15 protein-coding genes are annotated in these 20,012 nt (G+C 67.7%); 8 read left to right on the top strand and 7 right to left on the bottom strand.

What is annotated here, in order from left to right; genetic code table 11:
* Positions 1–665: 665 nt before the first annotated feature.
* Positions 666–998: a hypothetical protein gene (locus tag JIM95_RS01095; RefSeq protein ID WP_200257712.1), complete on the bottom strand. Its 333-nt coding sequence runs from the start codon at positions 996–998 to the stop codon at positions 666–668.
* 286 nt (positions 999–1,284) lie between these two features.
* Positions 1,285–2,142 carry a peptidylprolyl isomerase gene (locus tag JIM95_RS01090; RefSeq protein ID WP_200257711.1) on the bottom strand — a complete coding sequence of 286 codons (858 nt, stop codon included), beginning with the start codon at positions 2,140–2,142 and terminating at the stop codon, positions 1,285–1,287.
* A gap of 159 nt (positions 2,143–2,301) precedes the next feature.
* Between JIM95_RS01090 and JIM95_RS01085 the strand changes: the two genes are divergently transcribed.
* Positions 2,302–2,949 carry an MBL fold metallo-hydrolase gene (locus JIM95_RS01085; protein WP_200257709.1) on the top strand — a complete coding sequence of 216 codons (648 nt, stop codon included), beginning with the start codon at positions 2,302–2,304 and terminating at the stop codon, positions 2,947–2,949.
* A gap of 77 nt (positions 2,950–3,026) precedes the next feature.
* Positions 3,027–4,307 (top strand): histidine--tRNA ligase, encoded by a 1,281-nt coding sequence (gene hisS, locus JIM95_RS01080; protein ID WP_200257707.1) that lies wholly within the window; start codon positions 3,027–3,029, stop codon positions 4,305–4,307.
* A gap of 30 nt (positions 4,308–4,337) precedes the next feature.
* On the opposite strand, the gene JIM95_RS01075 is transcribed toward hisS, so the two are convergent.
* Complete coding sequence (locus JIM95_RS01075) at positions 4,338–5,105, bottom strand: CBS domain-containing protein (RefSeq protein ID WP_200257705.1); 768 nt, start codon at positions 5,103–5,105, stop codon at positions 4,338–4,340.
* A 127-nt stretch (positions 5,106–5,232) separates the two neighbouring features.
* On the opposite strand from JIM95_RS01075, the gene JIM95_RS01070 reads away from it, so the two are divergent.
* Positions 5,233–5,874 carry a hypothetical protein gene (locus JIM95_RS01070; protein ID WP_200257703.1) on the top strand — a complete coding sequence of 214 codons (642 nt, stop codon included), beginning with the start codon at positions 5,233–5,235 and terminating at the stop codon, positions 5,872–5,874.
* Positions 5,875–5,882: 8 nt separating this feature from the next.
* On the opposite strand, the gene JIM95_RS01065 is transcribed toward JIM95_RS01070, so the two are convergent.
* Complete coding sequence (locus JIM95_RS01065; RefSeq protein ID WP_200257701.1) at positions 5,883–6,461, bottom strand: TetR/AcrR family transcriptional regulator; 579 nt, start codon at positions 6,459–6,461, stop codon at positions 5,883–5,885.
* A 140-nt stretch (positions 6,462–6,601) separates the two neighbouring features.
* Between JIM95_RS01065 and JIM95_RS01060 the strand changes: the two genes are divergently transcribed.
* The gene (locus JIM95_RS01060; protein WP_234034530.1) at positions 6,602–9,343 is read left to right on the top strand and encodes a DEAD/DEAH box helicase; all 2,742 of its coding nucleotides are present in this window, start codon (positions 6,602–6,604) and stop codon (positions 9,341–9,343) included.
* Here JIM95_RS01060 and JIM95_RS01055 read toward each other — a convergent pair.
* The 3 genes from JIM95_RS01055 to ypfJ form a co-directional block, all read right to left on the bottom strand.
* On the bottom strand, positions 9,340–9,819 hold the full coding sequence (locus tag JIM95_RS01055) for an arsenate-mycothiol transferase ArsC (protein ID WP_272493646.1): 480 nt from the start codon (positions 9,817–9,819) through the stop codon (positions 9,340–9,342). The two genes, JIM95_RS01060 and JIM95_RS01055, sit on opposite strands and share 4 nt — an antisense overlap.
* Entirely contained in the window at positions 9,816–10,919 is a 1,104-nt protein-coding gene (gene arsB, locus JIM95_RS01050; RefSeq protein WP_200257697.1) for an ACR3 family arsenite efflux transporter, read from the bottom strand. Before arsB ends, JIM95_RS01055 begins: the two co-directional genes overlap by 4 nt.
* A gap of 99 nt (positions 10,920–11,018) precedes the next feature.
* Entirely contained in the window at positions 11,019–11,906 is an 888-nt protein-coding gene (gene ypfJ / locus JIM95_RS01045; protein ID WP_200257695.1) for a KPN_02809 family neutral zinc metallopeptidase, read from the bottom strand.
* A gap of 190 nt (positions 11,907–12,096) precedes the next feature.
* On the opposite strand from ypfJ, the gene aspS reads away from it, so the two are divergent.
* From aspS to alaS, 4 genes are all read left to right on the top strand, one after another.
* Positions 12,097–13,896, top strand: a complete 1,800-nt coding sequence (aspS, locus tag JIM95_RS01040) for an aspartate--tRNA ligase (RefSeq protein ID WP_200257693.1) — start codon at positions 12,097–12,099, stop codon at positions 13,894–13,896.
* A gap of 342 nt (positions 13,897–14,238) precedes the next feature.
* Positions 14,239–15,498: a phosphotransferase gene (locus JIM95_RS01035; RefSeq protein WP_200257691.1), complete on the top strand. Its 1,260-nt coding sequence runs from the start codon at positions 14,239–14,241 to the stop codon at positions 15,496–15,498.
* A 74-nt stretch (positions 15,499–15,572) separates the two neighbouring features.
* On the top strand, positions 15,573–16,931 hold the full coding sequence (locus tag JIM95_RS01030) for a replication-associated recombination protein A (RefSeq protein ID WP_200257688.1): 1,359 nt from the start codon (positions 15,573–15,575) through the stop codon (positions 16,929–16,931).
* 157 nt (positions 16,932–17,088) lie between these two features.
* On the top strand, positions 17,089–19,758 hold the full coding sequence (gene alaS / locus JIM95_RS01025) for an alanine--tRNA ligase (protein ID WP_200257686.1): 2,670 nt from the start codon (positions 17,089–17,091) through the stop codon (positions 19,756–19,758).
* Positions 19,759–20,012 lie beyond the last annotated feature (254 nt).

The raw sequence follows: 20,012 nt of genomic DNA, 5'->3' as shown, positions 1-20,012 counted from the left end.
GCACGTCAAGGTTGTTCGGGCCACGCCGGTGGTGGCGCACGACGAGGGTGTCTACAGCTCCGAGAGATCCTCAGAATCGGCATGAGAGTACGGATGCCGCGGGTATCTCCGTTCCGGTGGGAATCACAGCTCGTCGTCCGGGAAGACGACCAACGTAGGCCGGTAGGACACTGCGGAAAACACCGAGGCCGGGTGATCCGTGTGTTTGGGAGCGACCTCCGGAGTGCTGCAGTGCTGCTTTTCGCGACCGGGCGGTGGGGCACAACCGTGATCATCACCGGTGTGATGCCGGGCCGGCTCTAACCGGGGTGTGATCGAGCCGTGGCGTACGAGGGGAGCTGCTGAATTCAGGTGCTTTTTTGCGGTGGAGCGGTCCTGCTGGCAGAGACGGTGTCAGTACGTCACCGTGTCTGCGACCGGTGCGGAGAGGATGACCACGGCTGCGGGTTGTCGAATGGACTGGGGCGCATGGCGTGTAAGGGCCTGGCGATGACCACACGGAACACTCGGGCCCGTTATCCGTGGGGAGAAAGTTGTGAGGAATTCCTCCGAAGCTTGAGGAGGGGGACAGGTACAGCAAGAGGGGGCAAACCACCGGGATAAGGTGGGTTGCCCCCTCAAACAAACTCGACCGATGAACCGGTCGGGCCGTCACACGATGGTGACTAGAGGCCGAGAACCTTCTTGACGGCGTTACCGACCGTGATGATGGCGCCGAAGAAGGAGGCGACGGCCGTGAGGATCTGGACCCAGCTCTTGATCTCAGAAGCTGCCTCCGAAGAACCCTTGGCGTCGTCCTTCTTGGCGTCGTCCTTTTTGGCGTTGTCCTCCTTGGCGTCGTTCTTCTTGGCGTTGTCCTTGTTGAACAGTGCCGAGGACCCGACTGCCTGGTTCTTGGCAGGCGTTTCTGCGGCCATGGCCGGTGCGGCGAGGCCGGAGACGGAGACAGCGACGACGGTTGCGGCGGTGACGAGGGACTTGCGGGACAGAAGCTTCATGGAGATTCCTTTTTTGATATCGATTAGCACTGGGACTGATCAACAGCCTAACCGCTCTCGTGGAGCATGCACCACACCTGATCTGTCTCACGCCATGAATTCATGGTTAACACAGCCTTTGCCCGGAATTGTCAAGCTCTCAGGGTTGACAGTGGGTGTGGTTTTCGGGGTGTTTGGCGGGTAAAAGTACTGGTACGCCGTGTCGTCCCGGTGATCGGGTTGACAAAGTGGCCGCGGGATTCACCGAACCCGCGGCCGCTTTCCGTCCGAATCCACCCGGCGGCGGTTAACCGAGTTCCGCGGTGGTGATCCGGACCTCCTCGGCGGGGGTTTCGCCGCCGCCGCCACCGGAGACCCCGGCTTCGGCGATCGTGTCCAGAGTGGCGAGCCCTTCCTCGCCGATCGTGCCGAAGTAGGTGTACTGCGCCGGCAGCGTCGAGTCCTCGTAGTTCAGGAAGAACTGTGAACCGTTGGTGCCGGGGCCGGAGTTCGCCATCGCGATGGAACCGCGGGGATAGACGACGGGGGCGTTCGGATCATCGACATCGTCGGTGGGGTACTCGTTGGGGAAGACGAAGCCCGGGCCTCCGGTGCCGGTTCCCGTGGGATCGCCGCACTGGAGCACGTGGATGCCGGCGGTGACCAGGCGGTGGCAGATCGTGTCGTCGTAGTACTTGTGGTAGGCGAGATGCTCGATGGCATTCACCGTGCAGGGTGACGCGGCCCGGTCGAGCGTCAGCGGGATCGGGCCCCTGTTGGTGTTCAACGTCAGGTTGACCGTGCCGGTGGCGGGGACGTCCGTGGTGTGGGTCGGGGTGTCGATCTCGCGCGCCGCCGGCTGACCCGCCGAATCGTAGGTGCAGGACACGGTCTCGCCGAGGGCGGTCGACCGGGCACCGGTGAGGGTGACGGGCTCCTCGTTAGCCGCCGACGTCTGCGTCGTCTGTTCCGAGGCGTCCAGGGTGGAGTCATCTGAGCCAGTTTGGGTGTTCAGGAACCAAATTCCGCCGACGATGAGCGCGATGACCGCCAGAGAGGCGAGCGCCACCGTCAGGGGTTTAGTCTTCTCGGAGCGGTCGCGGCTCTTCAGCTCCTGCTCCAGCTTCTTCATCGCTTCTGTTCGGCGGGTTCTGTTACTGCTCAACGTTGTGTCCCCTGGTCGGATCGGGTCGGCCGGCAACCGATGTCGTGGTTGTCCGGTGGTGGTGGTGAACTATCCCGCCCATCCTAGCCCGAGTGCTTCACGCGGCCGCACTCACGGGTCCGGGTGTCCGGCCGCGCGTTGAGCCGTTACGATGACGCCATGGAGATTCTCGGATTCGCCGCCGGCCCGTACCAGACCAACACGTGGTTGCTCGTGGAGGAGGATCGGTGCGTCGTCATCGACCCGGGAATGCACGCGGCGCAGCGCGTCCTCGAGATCCTGGAGGAGCGCGGGCTCACCCTGGAGTCCGTGGTCCTCACCCACGGGCACATCGACCACACCCGCGACTCGGGAACCCTGGCGAACCGTTCCGGTGTTCCCGTCTACATCCACCCGGAGGACCGCATGATGCTCGACGATCCGTCGGCGGGTGTGTCAGCGGCGTCGGTCCAGCTGTTCGCCGCGGACCAGATGATCCGCCCGGCGACGGTCCGGGACCTCAACCACAGAACCCGACTGAGTCTCGCGGGAACCGAGTTCACCGTGCGTCACGCCCCGGGGCATTCACCGGGGAGCACCCTGTTAATCGGTGCGGGGATATGTTTGTCCGGCGACGTGCTGTTCCGCGGCGCGATCGGACGCACCGACCTCCCGGCCTCGGACCCGGCGGCCATGGACCGCACCCTCCGTGAGGAGGTTCTCGCCCTCGATGACCGACTGCAGGTTCTCCCCGGGCACGGAGCGGTGACGACGATGCGCGCGGAGCGCCGTACGAACCCCTTCCTCCTCGCGCTGAATCGGAACTGAAGTCACCGGGTTCCGGGGCCTGAGGTCGGTCCGGCCGAATCGGGTGCGGGGAACCGGATCCTCTATACTCTGGATCCGTGAAGGATTCCCCTAAAATTCAGCCGTTTTCCGCCCCGAAAGGTGTACCGGACTATGTTCCGCCCGTCTCCCCCGAGTTTCTGACGGTGCGTGAGACGTTCACGGAGCAGACCCGACTCGCGGGCTACGAGCACATCGAGCTGCCGGTGTTCGAGGACACGGGTCTGTTCGCCCGGGGCGTCGGGGAATCCACCGATGTCGTGAGCAAGGAGATGTACACCTTCGAGGATCGGGGTGGCCGTTCCGTGACGCTGCGCCCGGAGGGGACCGCGGGCGTCATGCGCGCGGTGATCGAACACAACCTCGATCGCGGTCAGCTACCGGTGAAGCTGTCCTACGCCGGGCCCTTCTTCCGCTACGAACGCCCGCAGGCCGGTCGGTACCGTCAGCTGCAGCAGGTCGGGGTCGAGGCGATCGGTGTGGACGACCCGGCGCTCGACGCCGAGACCGTCGCGCTGGCGGACCGCTGCTTCCGGAGCATCGGCCTGACCGGGTTCCGGCTCGAGATCACCAGTCTCGGTGACGGGGCCTGTCGCCCGGCGTACCGGCGGAAACTGCAGGAGTTCCTCCTCGGGCTGCCCCTGGACGAGGCGACGCGGCAGCGGGCTGAACTCAATCCGCTGCGGGTCCTCGACGACAAGCGGACCGAGGTGAAGGAGATGACCGCGGACGCGCCGCTCATGCCGGACCATCTGTGCCCCGACTGCCTCGAGCACTTCGAGACGGTCACGGGCCTGCTCGACGACATGGGTGTGCCCTACACCCCGGCCCCGCGCCTGGTTCGTGGCCTGGACTACTACACCCGCACCTGCTTCGAGTTCGTGCACGACGGCCTCGGCGCGCAGTCGGGTATCGGCGGCGGCGGCAGATACGACGGCCTCATGGCGCAGCTCGGGGGACAGGAGCTCTCCGGCATCGGATTCGGGCTCGGCGTCGACCGTGCCCTGCTCGCACTCCAGGCCGAGAACATCAGTGTCTCCGACGGATCCCGCGTGGCGGTCTACGGTGTCGCGATGGGGGCCGCTGCGCGCAGGAGGATGGCCGTGGAGATCGACCGTCTCCGGGTCGCCGGGATCAGTGCCGACATGTCCTTCGGGGACCGCGGCCTCAAAGGTGCGATGAAGGGCGCGGACAGGGCCGGAGCCCGGTTCGCACTCGTTCTCGGGGACCGGGAACTCGGGGCGGGCACGGTCGCGGTCAAGGACCTCGCCGCCCACGAGCAGATCGATGTCCCCCTGGCGGAGCTGGTGACCCACCTGCGGGAGCGGCTCAGCGCCTAGCCGCCGGGACCGGCCATCCGGTGCCGTGGATCAGAACGCCACGGCATCGAGGAGGGTGGGTATGTCCGCCGCGACCACGATGAGGATCGGCAGCTGATCCCGGTTACCGTGCTCGGTCACGATCGCGGCATCGGGCAGCCGGCCCCCGGAATCCCGGGTGCCGAGAATTTCCAGCATCTCCGGGACGGTTGTCGTCCTGGGCACCAGGACGGCCCGGTCCCGTGGCTCGGCGAAGCGGAGGACCTCGCCGACGGTCACGGCGTCCAGGCGGCCGTTGTCCGCGAGGTCGTGGGCGACCCACCGGGCCACGGATCGCGCGGTGAGCAGTCGGTGGTAGCCGCCCCCGTCGTAGATCGGGAACTGGGCGTAGCCGTGCTCCCGGATCGCGGAGAGCACCTCCGTCACCCGGGACTCCGGGGAGAAACGGATGATGTGGTCCTGCTTCACGACTCCGGTCACGGTCGGTGCCGCCAGGAGGACATCCCGCAGGCGGCGGATCTCCGCCACGGTGTCGGGGCGGGGATCGGCGATCGGGCGTCCGTCGCGGAACTCACCGTGGCTGATCGCGTTGCGCAGATCCGCGAAGGCGTGGAGCGCGTCGGACTGGGACCGGGTCAACCGGTTCCGCTTCACCAGCTGGCTGACCATCCAGGTGAAGGAGTCCGATTTCCGCGCGTCGAGTGCGTCGCGGAGGAAGGCCTCGATCTGGTTGAAGGCGGCGAGGAACTCCGTGGCGGGGGACTGGTCCCCCTCCGTCGGGGAGAGCGTTCTACTGGTGGACTCAGGGGCGTCGGACACGATCACCACTGTAGCTGGACTGCGGTCCGCCCGCCTTTCGGGCACCGGGAGCGGAACTGTAGAATCAGCCCGATCAACGGCGCCGTGTTCTTCCGGCCCGGCCCCTGATCCCGTGAGGAGCGTGTCAATGAGCGGAAACCGTGGAACGGTCCCGGCGATGGTGTTTCTGGCCGCGATCGGGCTGATCGCGGGCTGTGGTACGGCGGGAACCGGTGCACCGGAGGAGACGTCCGCGCCCACCGCACGGACCTCGGGGTCGGTGGCGGCCACCACGACGCCGGACACGACGAGCCCGGCCCCGGTGACCGCGGAGACCTCGGATCCGGTGCGGACCGGGGAGGCGACCGGAGACGCCACGGCAGCCACCGGTGACGCCGGGGGAGCCGGCGTCGTCCGGGACTCCGCGAACCTCGAGGCGAAGCGGTGGGGCGGAGCCGACTACGACCCCGGGCTGGCCGCGAAGATGCCCGCGGATCCGTTGTACCCGGGCGACCGGACCGAGGTGCTCGGACAGGCTGCCGTCATCTGTGCCGCCGGTGGTTTCTACGGGGTGCACTACGTCGCCGCCCCGGATCCCGGGAGCTGCGGGTCCGCCGAAGCGGCGCTGGCTGCGGCGTTCGGGGACGAGGACGCGATGGACAACGTCCATTTCGCGGAGCCGCGGACCGTGGACGTCGGGGACGGGCGGGCCGTCCGGTGCGTGGAGAAGGGGAACATCCTGTTCGACTGCAGAGGTCCGGAGGGCGCCCCGGTGGCCTGGTTCTGGTGATTCCGGTGTCAGTACCTGAGCGGACGGAGGGTTCCGTGTCGTAGCCCGGAGAGGAAGATCTCCACGAGATTCGTGGTGATGTTCGGTTCGAGGGACAGGACACCGGGAACCGGGGGACGGGCGACGGTCAGCAGACCGATGATGAAGGTGTCGTGCTGGATCGACGCCTCGACGAGTCCGTGTCTCTTCGCCTCCTCGAGGATCGTGTTCCCGAGTTTCGCGGTGCGCTGGCGGAGGTCCATCACATCCGACGGCAGGAGGGTCAGATCGTCGGGGGCGAAGGCGGCGACCAGGGTGCCCAGGCCCATGTCCACCAGGGAGTCCACGTAGCGCAGCCACTGGCCCTCCGGATCCCGGTCGAACTGCCCGAGGACCGAATGCTGCAGTTCGATCGCCCGGGTGAAGAGCCGGGCGCCGCACGCGTGCAGCAGCGACTCCCGGTCCGGAAAGTTCCGGTACAGCGTCGCGATACCGACGTCGGCCCGCTCCGCGATGACCTCCAGGGGGACTGTCTCGGGCTGACGGCGGAAGAGTTCACACGCGGTGTCGATGATTCGGTTCCGGCGTTCGAGTGCGTCGGCGCGCAACGGTTTCTCCAACTGTGGGGGACGGTGGTGCGGCCCGTGGATGGGGACCCTTCTTAAAGTGATAGTCGCCACTACCGGTTCTGTCCAGTTCCGGTGCAGCCCGACTTTCCGGTACGACGACGAGCGGGCAGGATGGTCCCATGGACAGAACCCAGCTGCGGGCCCTCCTGCGAGACACCGATGACATCAGATCCCTCGCCACCCGGGCCGTGCGCCTCCTCGACGCGGTCCAGGAGGAGGAACCGTCGGTGGATCCGGGAGCCGGTGCGCACTGTGAGACACCCGCCGGTACCGTCGACATTCTCCCGCCGCACTCCCCGGAGTGGCCGCGGGACCTCTACACCCGTGCCACCGTCGAGCACGATCACCCGGGGTTCGCCCAACTCGTCCGTGAGCTCGTGTCGGTCGTCGTGCGCATCGATGCCCTGCGGGAGCCGGCGTCCCGGGCGGGAACCGGGGTGCTGGGCAGACTGTTCGGTCTGGGCAGACCCGATCCCGCCGCGGAGAACGCCGCCACCGACCTCCTCTTTCTCCTCGCCGACACCCGGACCAGCTGGGTGGTGACCGCGGTCCGGGACGTTCTGTCCGGCGCGCAGCGTGCCGCGGATCAGCAGCGGCGGGACGGGGTGCGCCTCAACCCGGGCCCCGGTGCACCCGGCGACCACTGCATCGAGGCCGCGCGGCGCGCGGTGATCAGGGGCGCCGGAACCGGCTACGGGGGCGTCGAGTTCGGTCGGATCGAACCGGCCGCATTGTCGGGAGCCCGAACCGCCGTCGACCGGGTGCTCCGCCACCCGGACTCCGAACCGGCCCTCCGGGCGGAGGCGGACGAGGCTCTGGCCGCCCTGGGGCGCCGTCACACCCGGGAACTGATGGAGCAGCTTCCCCCGGAGGCGCTCAAGCGGGTCACCGACGACCGACTCCGGTTCACGGGGCTGGCCGAGGCCGGCATCACGTCCGTCGCGGACGTCCTCGACACGCCGGTTGACAGGTTGATGGCGGTCAACGGTATCGGCCGCCGGACCGCCGACCGCCTGCTGGCGGCGGCGCGCACCCTGGAATCCGAGGCCGCGACGACGAACCCGACCTTGCACATCGGCGCGGACCCGGTCCCGGAGGCGGTGGCGCTGACCCGTGTCCTGTCACGGTACGAGCAGGTCGCCGTGCTCGACGAGACCGAGCGCTCCCGCAGGGACCGCCTCATCAGTTTCTTCCGGGAGCTACCGGTCGGACCGGCCCCGGACGGATTCGACGTCATCGTCCGGGGGAGTGGCGCCCTGGACCAGCTCCTCGACGATCTCCGGTGGGCGGCGGCCGGCCCGGCTCTGCTGCTGCCGGATCACGTCACCGATCCGGGCTCCGCCGCGTGGGACGACTACCTCTCCCGTCCGGCCCGGTATCAGGCACTCCTCGCCGATCTCCTCCGGCTCGACACCGTCACCGGGGAGGATCCGGCGCTGCTTGACGCGGCACTCATCGAGCGGATCCGGGAGGTCCGGCTGAATCGGGACTTCCTCCGCGATCTCCACCTCCGGGGCTACCAGTCCTACGGTGCGCGGTTCGCGGTCGTCCAGCGCCGGATCATCCTCGGTGATGAGATGGGGCTGGGCAAGACCATTCAGGCGATCGCTGTCGCGGCACACCTCGCCGCGGAACTCGCAGCCGGGGGAGGTGGACCGGGTCACACCGCCGTGGTGTGCCCCGCCTCCGTCGTCGTGAACTGGTCGCGGGAGCTCGGCACCTTCTGCACGCTGGAGGTCTTCGTCGCGCACGGACCGGACAAACGGGTCGCAGCGGCGGCGTGGCGGGAGCGGGGAGGGGTGCTGGTCTGCACCTACGATGGTGCACGGACCCTGGACCTCGGGGGACCGGATGTGCTCATCATCGATGAGGCGCACATGATCAAGAATCCGCGGGCGAAGAGGACGATCGCGTGCTCCGCTCTCGCGCAGGCCTCGGGGACGGTCATGCTGTTGACCGGAACGCCACTGGAGAACCGCGTCAGTGAGTTCGTCAATCTCATCCGCATCGTCCGGCCCGATCTGGTCACGCGGGGGATGGCCGAGCTGGAGGCGGAGCCGTTCCGCCGGTTGATCGCGCCGGCGTACCTGCGGAGAAACGTCATCCAGGTACTCGATCAGCTCCCGGAGCGGGTGGACGAGACGGAGTGGGTCGAGCTGACCGACAACGACCAGCGGTTCTACCGGGAGAACGTGGCCGAGGGATCGTGGATGGGGATGCGCCGTGCATCGTGGCTCACCCCCGCGGGCGAACCGGCGAAGCTGGCCCGACTCGCGGAGATCATCGCGGATGCCCGCACCGCCGGGAGACGGGTCCTGGTTTTCAGCTTCTTCCTCGACGTACTCGAGATCATCGCCGGCGCCTTCGGGGAGTCGGTCGTCGGGGTCATCGACGGTTCGGTTCCCCCGCAACGCAGACAGGAGCTCGTCGACGCCTTCGGCTCCGCACCCGGCGGCAGTATCCTCCTCGCGCAGGTCCTCGCCGGTGGGCAGGGGCTGAACATCCAGGCGGCATCAGTGGTCGTGCTGGCTGAACCCCAGGTCAAACCCACCCTGGAGGATCAGGCGATCGCCCGGGCGTACCGCATGGGCCAGACCGGGACGGTCCACGTGCACCGCCTCATCGGAACAGACACCGTCGACGAGAGGATGCTCGAGATACTCGCGGGCAAGCGCGGGGTGTTCGATTCATTCGCGCGCACCTCGGACGCGGCCGAGGTGTCCGACGCGGTGGACATCTCCGAGCCGGAGCTCGCCAGGCAGATCATCGCCGAGGAGCGCCGCAGGCTGGGGCTGACGGACGGGGAACCGGCGCGTCCTGCACCGGAGACGGACACCGCGTCGGAGATCCGGCGGAGCTAGCTTCCGGATGCTCCGGTGTCCGATGGGGGGACACCGAAATCCCGGAGGAGCCGCCGGACCCGCTCCGCGATGTTGTCGCGGATCAGCCGCATGCGTTCGGTTCCCTCGATCCCCCTGTGGGAGGGCTCGTCGGTCACCCAGACCTCGGGCTCGCTCCGCATGCCGGGCACGGATTCCACGGTGGCCTCGGTGCCGAGGACGATGACGCGGTCGGCACGCCGGAGAGTGTCGGGGTCGACGCCGGTGGAGACCGCCCCCTCCATGGACGCGCCGATCTCGGCGACCGTCGCCGCCGACGTCCGGTTGATGGACCCCTTCGGCATCGTGCCGGCCGAGTGGACCTCAACCCGGTCCCCGGCGTAGAGCCGGGTTATCGCCTCGGCCATCTGCGATTTTCCGGCGTTCCGGGTGCAGATGAACAGGACCAGCGGATGAGTCCGGGCATCGGGTGAACCTCCGGTGTGTGCATGCGTCAGCGGACCCGTGTGCGGACGGCGGTTCCGGGCGGCGAAGTCGGGTCGCCGGGGAAGAGGCGTGGTGCCCACCACATCGCCACGTAGACCAGCGCCAGGAGAACGGGGACCTCGATGAGGGGGCCGATCGTACCCGCCAGTGCCTGCCCGGACATCGCACCGAAGGTTCCGATCGACACGGCGATGGCCAGTTCGAAGTTGTTGCCCGCGGCCGTGAACGCGATCGTCGTGGAGGTGGCGTAGCCGAAACCCGCGGTCCGGGACACGACCGTGGCGAGGATGAACATGATGAAGAAGTAGAGGACGAGGGGAACCGCGATCCGGGTGACCGCCCACGGGTTCGCCGTGAGCTGCCCTCCCTGCAGGCTGAACAGCACGACGATGGTGTAGAGCAGGCCGCCGAGGGCGAGTGGGGAGATCCTGGGGAGGAACCTCGTTTCGTACCACCGGCGGGACCGGATCCTCTCGCCGAGGACACGGGACAGAAAACCCGCCAGCAGGGGGATCCCGAGGAACACGAGGACGGAGACGAGGATCGCGGTGAAGGAGAACTCGGCGCTGGTCGTCTCGAGGCCGAGCCAGGAGGGGAGCACCTGGAGGTAGAACCAGCCGAGCACCGAGAACATCACGACCTGGAAGACCGAGTTGATGGCGACCAGCACGGCGGCGGTCTCGCGGTCGCCGCAGGCGAGGTCGTTCCAGATCAGCACCATGGCGATGCACCGGGCCAGGCCGATGATCACGAGCCCGGTGCGGTACTCGGGGAGATCGGGGAGCAGCAGCCACGCCAGGGCGAACATCAAAGCCGGGCCGAGAATCCAGTTCAGCGCGATGGTCATCGTCATCAGCCGGCGGTCCGCGGCGATCTCGCCCGTCTTGTCGTAGCGCACCTTCGCCAACGGCGGGTACATCATCACCAGCAGGCCCAGCGCGATGGGGACCGATATCCCGCCCACCGACCAGGAATCGAGGAGCCGCCCGAGTGACGGGATGAACCGACCGAGGAGGATTCCGAGGACCATCGCGGCGATGATCCACACCGGCAGCCATCTGTCGAGGAAACTCAATCGTGCGGGAACGGGAGCGCTCGGGGAGGTGCTCATTGTGTGACGGAACCTGTCTGTTCGGTGAGCTGGCCGCTAGACAACTCTAGGTAGGAGACCTTCTATGGTCAACAGTCTATGTCGTGGAAGACACCGGACCTACATCCGGTACCCGCCGCGGTCCAGGGTGTCGCAGGAGTTCATCGACCCCGACCGGTAACCGGCGAGGAAAGCCCGTTCGCGCTGCTCGGATGACCCGTGGGTGAATGCATCCGGCCGGACCTCGCCCTGGCTGCGTTTCTGTATGTTGTCGTCGCCGACGGCACGCGCGGTCTGGACCGCGTCCCGGACCTGCTCGTCGGTGATCGGTTCGAGGAAGGCTCCCTCGCCGTCATCGGCGTAGTGCGCCCAGACCCCGGCGTAGCAGTCGGCCTGGAGCTCGATCTTCACCGCGTTCGAATCGGCGCCCGGGTTCTTGTAGTCGCTCAGCCCCAGTGTCCCCTCCAGATTCTGCAGGTGGTGACCGAACTCGTGGGCGACGATGTACTCCTGCGCGAGTGGTGCGTTCTCCCCACCGAGCTGGACGATCTGATCGAAGAAGCTGACGTCGAAGTAGGCGGTCTGGTCGACGGGGCAGTAGAACGGTCCCGTCGCGGTGGAGGCCATGCCGCAGCCGGACCGGGTGGAGTTGTCGAAGATGACGAGGCCCGGCTGCGAGTACTCGATACCGGCCTGTTCCGGGAGATTGGTCGCCCACACCGCATCGAGCGACTGTGCGGTCGCGGACACCCGGCAGTCGGCGTACCGGTTGGCGTCGGCACCGGTGCGGCAGTGCTCGAGGGTCTCGTTTCCGGTCGAGCCGTCACCGGGCGTCTGCGCCTGCTGCTGGTTCAGCACCTCGTTGAGCTCCGCCGGATCGCCTCCGAGGAGGAAGAAGGCCACGGCCACGATTATGGTGCCGATACCGCCACCCGCGGCGAGTTTCATCCCACCGCCGGAGCGTCGGGCGCGGGATGAACTCAGGTCCACATCATCACGAAAGGTCATGCGACGATCATGCCACACCGGTGCGGGGCCGGATCCCGGTTGATCGTGGCTCGTCAGCGGCCCGGTTCCCGCGGGGTCGGAGCCCGGGTCGCGGGAATCTCCGCCCGGGAGGACGGGGCGCCGTGGGGTGGGGGTAGACTCGCAGGTCGATCGGAATTTCTCTGTTACCTAGTGGAAGGACACCAGACACGTGTTGCGCACTCATCTTGCCGGCGACCTGCGGAAGGAATCAGCGGGACAGACGGTGACGCTGACCGGATGGGTGGCGCGCCGCCGCGATCACGGAGGTGTCATCTTCATCGATCTGCGGGACCGCTCCGGTGTCGCCCAGGTCGTCTTCCGGGAATCCGAGGTCGCCGAGAAGGCGCACCACCTGCGCAGCGAGTTCTGCGTCCGGGTCAGCGGTGTGGTCGAGCCCCGCCCCGAGGGATCGGAGAACCCGAACCTGGCGTCCGGTGACGTCGAGGTCAACGTCACCGAGCTGGAGATCCTGAACGAGTCCGCACCACTCCCGTTCCAGATCGAGGACTCGGCCGCCTCCGGGGAGGTCGGCGAGGAGGCCCGACTCCGGTACCGCTACCTCGATCTGCGTCGTCCGAGCCAGGCCAAGGCGATGCGCCTCCGCGCCGCCGCCAACCAGGCGGCACGCCGGGTACTCGACGCCAACGGCTTCACCGAGGTGGAGACGCCGACCCTGACCCGGGCCACGCCCGAGGGTGCCCGTGACTTCCTCGTTCCCGCCCGCCTCAAGCCGGGAACCTTCTACGCGCTGCCGCAGTCGCCGCAGCTGTTCAAGCAGCTGCTCATGGTCGCAGGTCTCGAGCGCTACTACCAGATCGCCCGCTGCTACCGGGACGAGGACTTCCGCGCGGACCGCCAGCCCGAGTTCACGCAGCTCGACGTGGAGATGAGCTTCGTCGACGAGAATGACGTCATCGAGCTCGCCGAGCAGGTCCTGGTCGAGCTGTGGAAGCTGATCGGATACGAGATCACCACCCCGATCCCGCGCATGACCTACGCGGAGGCGATGCGCCGGTACGGATCGGACAAGCCCGATCTCCGCTTCGACATCGAGATCACCGAGTGCACCGAGTTCTTCTCCGACACCACGTTCCGGGTGTTCCAGAACGAGTACGTCGGTGCCGTCGTGATGGAGGGGGGCGCGAGCCAGCCCCGCCGTCAGCTGGACGCCTGGCAGGACTGGGCCCGCCAGCGCGGAGCCAAGGGCCTCGCCTACATCCTCGTCGGGGAGGACGGGGAGCTCGGTGGGCCCGTCGCGAAGAACATCACGGAGCAGGAGCGCGCCGGTATCGCCGGACACGTCGGCGCGAAGCCCGGCGACTGCATCTTCTTCGCCGCCGGAGACACCAAGTCCTCCCGGGCACTGCTCGGTGCGGCACGCGGTGAGATCGCCCGCAAGCTCGACCTCATCAAGGACGGGGACTGGGCCTTCACCTGGGTCGTCGACGCGCCGATGTTCGAACCGTCCGCCGACGCCACCGCGTCCGGCGATGTCGCCCTCGGCCACTCCAAGTGGACCGCGGTCCACCACGCCTTCACTTCTCCGAAGCCGGAGTTCCTCGAGTCCTTCGACGAGGATCCGGGTTCCGCACTGTCGTACGCCTACGACATCGTGTGCAACGGCAACGAGATCGGTGGCGGATCGATCCGCATCCACCGCCGGGACGTCCAGGAGCGGGTGTTCAAGGTCATGGGGATCACGGATGAGGAGGCCCAGGAGAAGTTCGGCTTCCTGCTCGATGCCTTCGCCTTCGGTGCTCCGCCGCACGGCGGGATCGCCTTCGGCTGGGACCGGATCATGAGCCTGCTCGGAGGATTCGACTCGATCCGCGACGTGATCGCATTCCCGAAGTCGGGTGGCGGAGTCGATCCGCTCACCGACGCCCCGGCGCCGATCACCCCTGAGCAGCGCAAGGAATCCGGGATCGACGCCAAGCCGAAGAAGCAGGGTCAGACCAACCGGAGCTGACACCCGCCCGACCGCCCCGCCGACCGGGTGGGGAGACCGGGTCACCATCGGTCATAGGCCGGCCGCAGGTTGACCGGCCCGATGGTGGTTCCGCACCCCCGGTTACCGTATCGCCCGGCTCCGCGGGAACCGTGTCCCCGCTTTCCCTGTGCCTCCGATGCTGTTCAGGTGCTGTTTCCGGGGATTTCGCGGAGCCGGATCCGCGGTACCGGCGCCCGGAGGGCCGACGCCTGTTCCTCCCGCCGGATACAGTGAGGGGGAGTATCGAGGGAGCGATCGTGTGGTCACGCGCTCCCTCACCACGCCGGTTCACCGGCGAATGAACCATGAAGGAGTTTTCCCATGCTCGCGACCGAAGAGATCGTCGAGGTGGCCCAGGAGCTGCTGTCCGAACGTTTCGGAGGTACCCAGAAACTCGGGGACGTCGTGTCCCTCGGGGGATCCGGGAACGCGGTGGTGCTCCGGGCCCGTGTCGCTGTGTCGCCGTTCCTCCAGCAACGCTCGGTCGTCCTCAAGTACACGCCCCCGACGGGGGACAGGATCGACGACGCGGCCCTGATCCGCGAGGTCGTGTCCTACCAGTTCACCACCTCCCTGCCCGCGGACGTCCGCCCTGGTCCGGTCCTCCTGGCCTACGACATCGACCGCAGGATCCTGGTCATCAGCGATTCCGGGGACGGCCAGACCTACGCCGATCTGCTGGCTGATGCCGAGGGCGAGAAGCGGCTCCCGCTGATCCGCAGTCTCGGACGGGCGATCGGTAGGATGCACGCCGGAACCGCGGACCGAGAGGCCGGATTCGACATTCTCCTGAAACGCATGCTGCGGACGTACCCGGACACCGAGGAACTCCAGTACGCACGGGAACGGGGTCTGCCCGCCTCGATCGACCGGGGGCTCGAGCTCCTGGACGCCGCGGGGATCGAGATCCCGGCCAGCGTGCGGCACTTCGCCTCCGACGCGAAACGCCGTCTGGTCAGCGGTAGGCACCGGGCGTTCACCCCGTTCGACCTGTCCCCGGACAACATCATCCTCGCCGACCGTACCCAGTTCCTCGACTACGAATGGGCCGGGTTCCGGGATGCGACCTTCGACATCGCCTGCGTCATCGCGGGATTCCCGCAGTTCCTCTTCACCCGTCCGATCACCGACGACGAGGCGGACGCACTGACGGAATCGTGGGTCGAGGAGGTCCGGGAGATCTGGCCCAACGTCACCAACGAGGCGCGCCTGCAGGCCAGGATCGTCACCGCGATGATCGGATGGGCGATGTCGAGCGTCTGCTATCTCTACTACGGTTCCATGAACCAGGTCATCAGCGAGTACGGCGAGCGGGCAGAGGCACAGAACGCCGAGATCCCGGATCCCGAGGTGGAGGCCGCCGCCACCGCCGAGGCCGTGGGCATCGATGAGGGCTATGACGTCCTCGCCGATGCGTTGGGCGACATCTCGGAGAACAGCGGGCTGGCCCGTGACGACCTCCACGAGACGTTCACCGCCCTCGCCCACTACGCCGAACGCGGACAGGATCCCCGGTTCCCGGATGTCCACCGCTTCGCCGCCTCCGTGGTGGAACGACTCGACGCACTGGACCGGGGCTGACGCACCCCCGCGGGAGGACCGGTCACCCCGGCCGGCCTCCGGCGTACCCGAAGAGTAAGGAAGAGCCACCCTCCATGGCACAGGCCACCCTGTTTCCCGGCGGAGACGATGACGACGGCGCGGCCGACACCGGCACCGGGTACTTCCACCCCGGGGAACATGCGCCGCTCGCCGCGCGAATGCGTCCCCGCAACCTCGATGAGGTCGTCGGTCAGGAGCACATCCTCGGCCCCGGTAGGCCGCTGCGCCGGCTCGTCGAGGGCTCCGGTGCCGCATCGGTCATCCTCTACGGGCCTCCGGGAACCGGGAAGACCACGATCGCGTCCCTCGTGAGCGCGGAAACGGAGCGTCGCTTCGTCGGGCTCTCCGCGCTCAATGCGGGGGTCAAGGAGGTCCGCACGGTCATCGACCGGGCCCGGCGAGACCTCATCGACGGGCGCCGCACGGTGCTGTTCATCGACGAGGTGCACCGGTTCTCCAAGACCCAGCAGGACGCCCTGCTGGGGGCCGTCGAGAACCGGATCGTCCTGCTGGTGGCGGCGACGACGGAGAACCCGTCCTTCTCGGTCGTCGCGCCACTGCTGTCGCGGTCGCTCATCCTCCAGCTGCAGCCACTGGAGGACGACGATGTCGCGACGGTGGTCCGGCGGGCGCTCGTCGACGAGCGTGGTCTCGGTGGGCGCGTCACGGCCACCGACGAGGCCGTCGACCAGTTGGTCGCGCTGGCGGGTGGCGACGCCCGTCGGGCCCTGACCTACACGGAGGCGGCCGCGGAATCGGTGCCCGACGGTGGAGAACTCACCGTCGGGACGGTCCGGGAGAACGTCGATCGCGCCATCGTCCGCTACGACCGCGACGGTGACCAGCACTACGACGTCACGAGCGCATTCATCAAGTCGGTGCGCGGTTCCGACGTCGATGCCGCGCTCCACTACCTCGCCCGCATGATCGAGGCGGGGGAGGACCCCAGGTTCATCGCCCGGCGCCTGGTCATCCTCGCCTCCGAGGACATCGGGATGGCCGACCCCGGAGCTCTCCCGATGGCGGTCGCCGCTGCACAGACGGTGGCACTGATCGGGCTGCCCGAGGCACGTCTCACCCTCGCCCAGGCGACGATCCATCTGGCGACCTCGCCCAAGTCCAATGCCGTGATCACCGCTATCGACGCCGCGCTCCGGGACGTCCGGGAGGGACGATCTGGGCACGTTCCGCCGCATCTCCGGGACGGGCACTACGCCGGGGCGAAGAAGCTCGGCAACGCCGTCGGCTACCGCTATCCGCACGATGATCCCCGCGGCATCCTGGATCAGCAGTATCTTCCGGATTCGCTGGCGGACGCGTGCTACTACCGGCCCACCGGGCACGGCGGCGAGCAACGGCTCGGTGACGTCGTCGGGCGTCTGCGCCGGATCATCCGCGGGAACCGGAAGTGACCCGGTGGCGTTGACCGCCACGCACGTTCCGGGGCAGGGGCCGCGGCCAGGTCCGGTGACCTCCGCCGGACCCCGGGGTGGGACCGGAAGGCGGGGACGGAGCGGGTAAGGTTGTCCGGGACCGATCCCAAAACATGACAGCGAGGATTCTAGAACCGTGCAGACCCACGAGATCCGGGAGCGCTTCATCGCGCACTTCGTCAAAGCTGGACACGTCGAGGTACCCAGTGCCCCGTTGATCCTCGACGACCCCAACCTCCTGTTCGTCAACGCCGGGATGGTGCCGTTCAAGCCGTACTTCCTGGGGCAGCAGAACCCGCCCTTCCCGTCCGGTACCGCAACCTCGATCCAGAAGTGCGTCCGCACCCTGGACATCGAGGAAGTCGGTATCACGACCCGGCACAACACCTTCTTCCAGATGGCGGGCAACTTCTCCTTCGGCCGGTACTTCAAGGAAGGTGCGATCACCCACGCGTGGAACCTGCTCACCGGTTCCGTCGCAGACGGCGGCTTCGGGATGGATCCCGACCGTCTGTGGGTCACCGTCTACCTCGATGACGATGAGGCGGCGGACATCTGGGAGAACAAGATCGGACTGCCGAAGGAACGCATCCAGCGGCTCGGCATGGCGGACAACTACTGGTCCATGGGAATCCCCGGCCCCTGCGGTCCCTGCTCGGAGATCTACTACGACCGTGGTCCGGAGTACGGTGCCGACGGTGGTCCGGAGGCCGACGACAACCGCTACATGGAGATCTGGAACCTGGTCTTCATGCAGAACGAGCGGGGGGAGGGCATCGGCAAGGACAACTTCGAGATCCTCGGCCCGCTGCCGAAGAAGAACATCGACACCGGTCTCGGCATCGAACGCGTCGCCTGCCTGCTGCAGGGCGTCGAGAACGTCTACGAGACCGATCTCCTGCGACCCGTGATCGACGTCGCCGAGCAGCTGACCGGCGCGACCTACGGGGCGAAGCACGCCGATGACATCCGGTTCCGGGTCATCGCCGATCATTCCCGGACCGCGATGATGCTGATCCTCGACGGCGTCACCCCGGGTAACGAGGGACGTGGCTACATCCTGCGCCGCCTGCTGCGCCGGATCATCCGGTCCGCGCGGTTGCTCGGTGCCACAGGTGAGACGATGGAACGATTCATCTCCACCATCATGGACACGATGACCCCCTCCTACCCGGAGATCGCGGAGTCCCGGGGCCGGATCCTCGACACAGCGGTGACGGAGGAGAAGGCCTTCCTCCGGACCCTGGAGTCGGGTACCCACCTGTTCGAGCGTGCCGCCGAGAGCGTCCGTTCGTCGGGTGCGAAGACGCTGGCCGGTGACCAGGCTTTCGCGCTGCACGACACCTACGGTTTCCCGATCGACCTGACGATGGAGATGGCCGCTGAAGCCGGCCTCGAGGTCGACCGCGCCGGATTCGACGCCCTCATGGCGGAACAGCGGGACCGCGCGAAGGCCGACAACCGTGCAAAGAAGCACGGTCACGCCGACCTCTCCGTCTACCGGGAGTTCGTCGACGAACACCCCACGGTGTTCGTCGGCTACGACAACCTCGAGGCCGAGGGCCGGGTTCTGGGGCTGCTGCAGGGTGGTGCGACCGTCACCCGCGCGGCTGAGGGCGAGGACGTCGAGGTGATCCTCGACGTGACGCCGATGTACGCGGAGGCCGGCGGACAGTTGGGCGACCGGGGCGCGATCACCCTCGGCGACACCAGGCTGCGCGTCAACGACGTCCAGAAGATCGGCAAGAAGCTCTGGGTGCACAAGGCCACCGTGGAGAGCGGCGAGATCGGCGTCGGTGAACAGGCACTCGCCGCAGTCGACGAAGGCTGGCGGCACGCCGCCCGTCAGGCGCACTCCGGTACCCACCTCATCCACGCCGCCCTGCGTCAGGTTCTCGGACCCAACGCCGTCCAGGCCGGATCGATGAACAAGCCGGGCTACCTCCGCTTCGACTTCAACTCCGCGCGGGCGCTCACCCCGGAGCAGCTCACCGAGATCGAGACCATCACCAACCAGGCGGTGGACGCCGACTGGGCGGTCAACACCTTCGAGACGAGCCTCGACGAGGCCAAGGCCATGGGGGCGCTGGCCCTGTTCGGCGAGAACTACGGCGACCGGGTCCGCGTCGTCGAGATCGGCGGACCGTTCTCGATGGAGCTCTGTGGCGGCACCCATGTCGGCCACTCCTCCCAGATCGGACCGGTGTCGGTCCTCGGTGAGGCGTCGGTCGGTTCCGGTGTCCGGCGGATCGAGGCTTACTCGGGTCTGGATTCGTTCCGGTACCTGTCCCGTGAGCGCGCCCTGGTGGAAGGCCTCGCGACCTCCCTGAAGGCGCCCAGCAACGAGCTGCCGGACCGTATCGCACAGCTCACCGAGAAGCTGAAGGCGGCGGAGAAGGAGATCGCCGCGCTGCACCGCAGGCAGCTCGCGGCCGCCACCGCCGACTACCTGAAGCAGGCCCGCCAGGTCGGCGACTTCACCCTGCTCACCGTGCGTCTTCCGGAAGGTACCGCCGGTGGCGACCTGCGTACCGTCGGCACTGATCTGAGGAATCGGATCGGGACCGAACCCGCGGTGATCGTGCTCGCGACAGCTGATGACCGGGGCAAGGTACCGTTCCTCGTCGCAGCCACCGACGGCGCCGTGGAACGAGGTGTCTGTGCCGGTGATCTCATCAGGGTCTTCGGCGGGCCGGTCGGTGGCCGCGGAGGTGGCAAGCCGGACATGGCCCAGGGATCGGGTTCGGACGCCTCCGGCATCGACGCGGGCTTCAGCGCCGTGGAGGACGACCTCCGCCACCGCTGACGGCCACGGTCGCTCAGCGATCCGCGGTCGCGGTGCCCCCACCCGGATCCGGTTCCGGAGTGCCGCCGGACGGGGCCCGGGGACACGCCACACCCACCGCCCCACCGGGCGCAGGCCTGTGGCGGAGCCGAAATGCTATAGATTTGGGGTTGCGTGTCCGACGCGCCGCTGTGACGGTTCTGTTACGGTCGGTGCCTGGTGGGGTGCGCACCCCACCGGAGCGCACGGCCATCTCCACGAAGCACACGCGCAGG

It is taken from the genome of Corynebacterium antarcticum (assembly GCF_016595285.2).
In the GTDB taxonomy this organism is placed as follows: Bacteria; Actinomycetota; Actinomycetes; order Mycobacteriales; family Mycobacteriaceae; genus Corynebacterium; species Corynebacterium antarcticum.
The sequence above is the reverse complement of the archived record's forward strand: the minus strand, read 5'-3'. Positions and strand labels throughout refer to the sequence as shown.

Bases quoted from the DNA above. Each gene is read 5' to 3' on its own strand.
- arsB (WP_200257697.1), bottom strand. From the start codon at position 10,919: ATGAGCACCTCCCCGAGCGCTCCCGTTCCCGCACGATTGAGTTTCCTC.
- JIM95_RS01070 (WP_200257703.1), top strand. From the start codon at position 5,233: ATGAGCGGAAACCGTGGAACGGTCCCGGCGATGGTGTTTCTGGCCGCG.
- JIM95_RS01085 (WP_200257709.1), top strand. From the start codon at position 2,302: ATGGAGATTCTCGGATTCGCCGCCGGCCCGTACCAGACCAACACGTGG.
- JIM95_RS01030 (WP_200257688.1), top strand. From the start codon at position 15,573: ATGGCACAGGCCACCCTGTTTCCCGGCGGAGACGATGACGACGGCGCG.
- ypfJ (WP_200257695.1), bottom strand. From the start codon at position 11,906: ATGACCTTTCGTGATGATGTGGACCTGAGTTCATCCCGCGCCCGACGC.
- JIM95_RS01035 (WP_200257691.1), top strand. From the start codon at position 14,239: ATGCTCGCGACCGAAGAGATCGTCGAGGTGGCCCAGGAGCTGCTGTCC.
- JIM95_RS01095 (WP_200257712.1), bottom strand. From the start codon at position 998: ATGAAGCTTCTGTCCCGCAAGTCCCTCGTCACCGCCGCAACCGTCGTC.
- JIM95_RS01060 (WP_234034530.1), top strand. From the start codon at position 6,602: ATGGACAGAACCCAGCTGCGGGCCCTCCTGCGAGACACCGATGACATC.